This is a genomic window from Nocardia testacea NBRC 100365 (assembly GCF_000308775.1).
Taxonomy (GTDB): domain Bacteria; phylum Actinomycetota; class Actinomycetes; order Mycobacteriales; family Mycobacteriaceae; genus Nocardia; species Nocardia testacea.
Genome location: NZ_BAGJ01000236.1, coordinates 1 through 6846 on the forward strand (window position 1 = coordinate 1; position 6846 = coordinate 6846).

The 6846-nt window shown below is 73.7% G+C and carries 1 protein-coding gene; it reads left to right on the forward strand.

All coding sequences use genetic code 11. The annotated features are described in order from the left end of the window. A partial coding sequence (locus ON38_RS25820; protein ID WP_157181898.1) for a type I polyketide synthase occupies positions 1 to 6846 on the forward strand: 6846 nt, incomplete at both ends.

Genomic DNA, 6846 nt, shown 5'->3' on the forward strand with positions numbered 1-6846 from the left:
GGCAGCCTGCTGGTCGTGGTCACCGGTGGTGGTGCCGGGCTGCCCGGAGAGGCCGTCGATCCCGCGGCCGCCGCGGTCCGCGGGCTGGTGCGTTCGGCGCAGGCGGAGAATCCGGGGCGGTTCGTGCTGGTCGACGAGGATCGCGACGACCCGGTGGATCTCGGCCGGATCCGCGCGGCGCTGGGCAGCGGCGAGCCGGAAATCGCACTGCGCGGCGCCGAACTGCTGGTACCGCGGCTCACCCGTAGCGCCGCCCCGGCAACCGGTGCGGAACCGGCCGGGTTCGCGGAAGCGACGGTGCTGATCACCGGGGGGACCGGTGGCCTGGGCGCGCTGCTGGCCCGGCACCTGGTGGCCGCGCACGGGGCGCGCCGGCTGGTGCTCACCTCACGGCAGGGGCCGGCCGCCGCGGGAGCCGCCGAACTGGCGGCGGAACTGGAGCGGTCCGGCGCGCGGGTGCGGGTGGTGGCCTGCGATGTCACCGACCGCGCCGCGGTAGCCGAGCTGATCGACGGAATCGATGCCGGGCAGCCGCTGGCGGTCGTGCATACGGCGGGGGTACTGGCGGACGGAACCGTCGCGACCTTGACCGAGGCGCAGGTGGATCGGGTGCTGGCGCCCAAGGTCGACGGCGCCCGGAACCTGGACGAGGCGACCCGGGACCGGAAGGTTTCGGCGTTCGTGCTGTTCTCGTCGGTGGCCGGGGTGATCGGCTCGGCGGGCCAGGGCAACTACGCCGCCGCCAACGGTTTCCTGGACGCGCTGGCGCAGCGTCGCCGCTCGGCGGGGCTGGCCGGAATATCGCTGGCCTGGGGTCCGTGGGAACAGGGCAGCGGGATGACCGGTGCGCTCGATCGCGTCGCGCTGGCGCGGTGGCGCCGGATGGGGCTGGAACAGCTCGGCGCCGCCGAAGGCATCCGGTTGTTCGACCTGGCCGCCGGGCGCCCCGAAGCCCGGCTCGTGCCGCTGGCCTTCGATCCGAGTGTGCTGCGGCGACAGACCGATCCGGGCGCGCTGCCGACCGTCCTGCGCGGGTATGTGCGCCGGGCGAACCGCGCCGGGACCACCGCCACGCTGGCCGACCGGCTGGCCGCGGTACCGGCGGCGCGGCGGTTACCGCTCGTCCTGGACGTGGTGCTCGCGCAGGCGGCCGCGGTGCTGGGGCACGCCTCGGCCGCCGATATCGGGGCCGAACAACGGTTCGACGAAATCGGATTCGATTCGCTGGGTGGCGTGGAGTTCCGCAACCGGCTGGCCGCGGCCACAGGTGTGGCGCTGCCCTCGACCCTGGTGTTCGATCATCCGGCACCCGCCGCGGTGGCGCGGTTCGTGCTGTCCCGGATCGAGCCGCCCGCGGCCGATGCCGCCGCGGCGCGGCGCTCCGATCCGGCCCGGCCGGTACCGGTGGATGAGCCGATCGCCATCGTGGGGATGGCGTGCCGCTTCCCGGGCGGCGTGGGTTCGGCGGCGGACCTGTGGGATCTGGTGGCCGCCGGGGGCGACGCGACCGGTGACTTCCCGGCGGATCGCGGGTGGGATCTGGAGCGGCTGTTCGACCCGGATCCGGGCACACCGGGGACCGTGTACGCGCGGCGGGGCGGATTCCTCTACGACGCCGCCGATTTCGACGCGGGCTTCTTCGGCATCGGTCCGCGGGAGGCCGCGGCGATGGACCCGCAGCAGCGCCTGCTGCTCGAGGTGTCGTGGGAGGCGCTGGAGCACGCGGGGCTGGACCCGGTCTCGCTGCGCGGCAGTGATACCGGCGTCTACACGGGTGTGATGTACCAGGACTATGAAACCGTGACCCGGCAGGCCGGACCCGAGGTCGAGGGGTACGTGGTCACCGGTGCGGTCGGCAGTGTGGTGTCCGGCCGGGTGGCCTATGCGCTGGGCCTGGAAGGTCCCGCCATCACGGTGGACACCGCCTGTTCGTCCTCGCTGGTCGCGCTGCATCTGGCCTGCCGCGCGCTGCGGCAGGGAGAGAGTTCGCTGGCGCTGGTGGGCGGGGCGACGGTGATGGCGACCCCGATGGTGTTCCAGGAATTCTCGCGGCAGCGGGGGCTGGCCCGGGACGGGCGGTGTAAATCCTTCTCCGCGGCCGCCGACGGGGTGGCCTGGTCCGAGGGCGCGGCGGTGCTGGTGGTGGAGCGTCTGTCCGATGCCCGGCGGCTCGGCCACGAGGTCCTCGCGGTGGTCCGCGGCAGCGCGATCAACCAGGACGGCGCCAGCAACGGCCTGACCGCGCCGAACGGTCCTTCCCAGGAGCGGGTGATCGCGGCGGCGCTGGCGAACGCCGGGGTGCGGCCCGCCGATATCGACGTGGTGGAGGCGCACGGCACCGGCACCGCGCTCGGCGATCCGATCGAGGCCCACGCCCTGCTGGCTGCCTACGGCCGCGACCGCGCGGGCGAGCCGCTGCGGCTGGGTGCGCTGAAATCGAATATCGGTCACACCCAGGCCGCCTCGGGTGTCGGCGGGGTGATCAAGATGGTGCAGGCGCTGCGGCACGAGACGTTGCCCCGGACGCTGCACGCCGACGAGCCCAGCCCCCATGTGGACTGGTCGGCCGGCGCGGTCCGGCTGCTGACCGAGCCGCGCCCGTGGCCGGCGAACGGGCGGGTGCGCCGGGCCGGCGTCTCCTCGTTCGGGATCAGCGGGACCAACGCACACGTGATCTTGGAGGAGGCTCCTGCCCCGGCCGCGGTCGAGCCGTCGGAGCGGGAGCTGCCCGAGATCGCGGTGGTGCCGTGGGTGCTGTCGGCGAAAACGGAACCGGCACTGCGGGCCCAGGCGCAGCGGCTGCTGACCTGGGTGCAGGCCCATCCGGAGGTGGATATCCGGGTGGTGGGCCGGTCACTGGCGCAGGCGCGGGCGCTGCTGGACCGGCGGGCGGTGGTGATCGGCCGGGATCGCGACGAGCTGACGGCCGGACTCGCGCAGGTGGCCGCCGGTGCCCCGGGCGCCATCGAGGGCTCACCCGTGCCGGGGCAGACGGCGTTCCTGTTCACCGGTCAGGGTGCGCAGCGGGCCGGGATGGGCCGGGAACTGTACGAGGTGTTCCCGGTGTTCGCGGCGGTGTTGGACGAGGTGTGTGCGGAGCTCGATCCGTTGCTGGGGCGGTCGTTGCGGGAGGTGATGTTCACCGATGCCGACGGTGTGCTGGATCGGACGGAGTTCACCCAGCCGGCGCTGTTCGCCTTCGAAGTGGCGATGGTCCGGTTGCTGGAATCCTTCGGTGTCACACCGGATCTGCTGATCGGTCACAGTATCGGTGAACTGGCGGCCGCCCATGTGTCCGGTCTCTGGTCGCTGCCGGAGGCGTGTGCCCTGGTGGCGGCGCGGGGCCGGTTGATGGGCGCGCTTCCGGAAGGCGGCGCCATGCTCGCGGTCGCGGTGACCGAGGCCGCGGCGCGGGCGGCGATCACCGGATACGGCGACCGGGTGTCGGTGGCCGCGGTGAACGGTCCCGCCGCGGTGGTGCTGTCCGGAGAACAGTCCGGTATCGAGGCGCTCGAGGCCGAGTTCGTGGCGGCCGGTGCGCGAACCTCCCGGCTGCGGGTGAGCCACGCCTTCCACTCGGCGCTGATGGAACCCGTACTCGGCGAGTTCGCGGCGGTCGCGGCCGGGGTGACCTTCCGGGATCCGGCGCTGCCGATCGTGTCCAACATCTCGGCGACCGCGGTCACCGATGCGCTCCGCGATCCACGGTACTGGGCGGATCAGATCCGCGGTTGTGTGCGGTTCGCGCCCGGGATCGCGACCGCCGCCGGGGCCGGTGCCCGCCGGTTCGTGGAGGTCGGCCCCGACGCGGTACTCACGGCCATGGCCCGGCAGTCGCTGGCCGACACCCCGGATATCGAGGCCGGATCGGTGGTGATCGCCGGCGCCCGGCGCGGCGAAGCGGAGGTGACCCGGTTCGTCTCGGCCCTGGCGTGGGCGCATACCGCCGGTCTGGGGGTGGACTGGACGCCGCTGTTCGCCGGTCTGCCCACCGCCCGGCCGGAACTGCCGACCTACCCGTTCCAGCATCAGCGCTACTGGGCCCGGGCCGCCGTGGTGCCCGATGTGCGGCAGGCGGGGATGGCCGATCCGGGCCATCCGCTGCTGGGTGCGCTGGTCCGGCTGCCGGATTCGGCCGAGGTGGTGTTCACCGGCCGGTTGACCAGGTCCGGCCGGCCGTGGCTGGCCGATCACGCGGTCGCGGGGGTGGCCCTGCTGCCCGGGGCCGCGCTGGTGGAGATGGCGCTGCACGCGGGCGCCCTGGTGGACTGCCCGCGGCTGGCCGAGCTGGTGATCGAAGCGCCGCTGCCGATCCCGGAGACCGGCGCGGTGGCGCTACGGGTCGTCGCGTCCGGTCCGGACGGCGGCGGGACGCGAACTGTGTCGGTGTACTCGCGCGCCGGTGATGAGGACGGATCCGTCGGAGACGTCCCGTGGCGCCGGCACGCGCTCGCCACGGTGACCGCCGGGGACGCGGCCGGCGCCTTCGACGCAGAGCTGGCGAGCTGGCCGCCGCCGGGCGCGGCCGCGGTCGATATCGGGGGCGCGTACGCGGACCTTGCCGACCGGGGCTACGGATACGGTCCGGCATTCCGCGGGCTGACCGCGCTGTGGCGGCGTGACGGCGAGGTGTTCGCCGAGGTCGAGCTGCCGGAACCGGTGCGGGCCGAACACGCCGAATTCGCGCTGCATCCGGCGCTTCTGGATGCCGCGCTGCATTCGATCCTGCACGCAGGCCTGGTGCCCGCCGCCGGGGACGGTGCGGTCGTGGTCCCGTTCGTCTGGGAGAACGTCGCGCTGTACGCCACGGGGGCCGCGACGCTGCGGGTCCGGGCCGCGCTCGCCGATTCCACGCCGGACGGGCAGCGGATCGTGCTGACCCTCGCCGACTCCGCGGGCATGGTGGTGGCCGAGATCGGCGGGCTCACCGTGCGCCCGCTGGCCACCGACGCGCTCGGGGCCGGGGGCCCGGCCGAGGGCACCGGATACGAGTTCACCTGGGTCGAACTGCCCGAGCGCCACGAGCTGCCCGAAACCGGCCCCTGGACCGGGACGGCCGACGGGGAGAACATCACCGTCGCCGGCCGGGAAGTGACGGTGCTGCACTTCGCTCCGGTGGACCGCGGGAGCGCGGACCTGCCGGCGGCGGTCCAGGAATCGCTACTGGAACTCGGCGCGCGGCTGCGGCGGCTACCGGCCGACGACCGCCGCGTGGTGGTGGTGACCGAGCGGGCGGTGGCCGTGCACCCGGGTGAGCCGGTGGATGCGGCCGCGGCGGCCGGGTGGGGACTGCTGCGGACCGCGCAGAGCGAGAATCCGGGCCGCATCCTGCTGCTCGACCTGGACGACCGGACCCGGTACCGGACCACGCTCGCCACGGTGTTCGCCCACGACGGGGAACCGCAGCTGGCGGTGCGCGGCGCGGCGGTCCATGTGCCGCGTATCCAGCGCGCCGGCGCGCCCGCGCTGCCGGTGCCGGTCACCGGCACCGGCGCCTGGACGCTGACCCTGCGCGATAAAGGCACCTTGGCGGCGGACAACTTCCGGATCACCCACGATCCGGAACCGCCGGCGCCCTTGGCGCCCGGGCAGGTCCGGATCGGTATGCGCGCGGTGGGCCTGAACTTCCGTGATGTCCTGATCGCGCTCGGCACCTATCCGGATCCGAACGGCCGGATCGGTGGCGAAGGAGCGGGCGTCGTGCTCGAGGTCGCCCCCGATGTCACCGGTTTCGCCCCGGGGGACCGGGTGTTCGGCCTGATCCCGGGGGTCGGTTCGACGGCCGTGACCGATCAGCGGCTGCTCGCGCGGATACCGCGCGGCTGGTCGTTCGCGCAGGCCGCCGCAGTGCCGATCGTCTACGCCACGGCCTTTTACGGTCTGGTGGATCTGGCCGCGGCCCGGCCCGGTGAGACCCTGCTGCTGCACGCGGCCACCGGCGGTGTCGGGCTGGCGGCGGTGCAGCTGGCCCGCCACCTCGGCTTGCGGACGCTGGTGACGGCCAGTACGCCCAAATGGGAGGTGTTGCGCGAGCTGGGTTTCGACGACTCGGTGATCGGCGATTCCCGGACCCTGGATTTCGAGCGCAAATTCCTGACCGCCACCGGCGGGCGTGGAGTGGATATCGTGCTCGATTCGCTGGCGGGTGAATTCGTGGACGCCTCCCTGCGCCTGCTGCCGCGCGGCGGCCGGTTCGTGGAGATGGGCATGCTCGATCGGCGTGATCCGGATATCGTGGCGACCGACCACCCCGGCGTGGACTACCACAGCTTCATGCTGATGGAAGTGGGTCCGGATCGGCTCGGTGAAATCCTCACCGCGCTCGTGGAACTCTTCGAGGCGGGTGCGCTGGCACCGGCCCGGACCACCGCGTGGGATGTGCGGCGGGCGCCGGAAGCCTACCGGTATCTCGGTCAGGCCCGGCACATCGGTAAGAACGTGCTCACCGTGCCCGCTCCGCTGCGGCCCGGCGGCACAGTGCTGATCACCGGCGGTACCGGCGGACTCGGCGCGATCGCCGCGCGGCACCTGGTCACCGCGCACGGTGTGCGCAGGCTGGTGCTGGCGGGCCGGCGCGGCCCGGACGCGCCCGGCGCCGCCGAACTGGCCGCCGAACTCACCGCGCTCGGCGCGGAGGTGGAGGTGGTCGCCTGCGACGCGGCCGACCGCGCCGCCCTCGACGCGGTACTGGCGGCCGTTCCGGCCGAACATCCACTGACCGCGGTAGTGCACGCCGCCGGCGTACTCGCCGACGGCCTGCTCGCCGGGATGACACCGGAGCAATTCGCGACGGTCCTGGCGCCGAAGGTCGACGCGGCCTGGAATCTGCACGAGGCCACCGCGGAA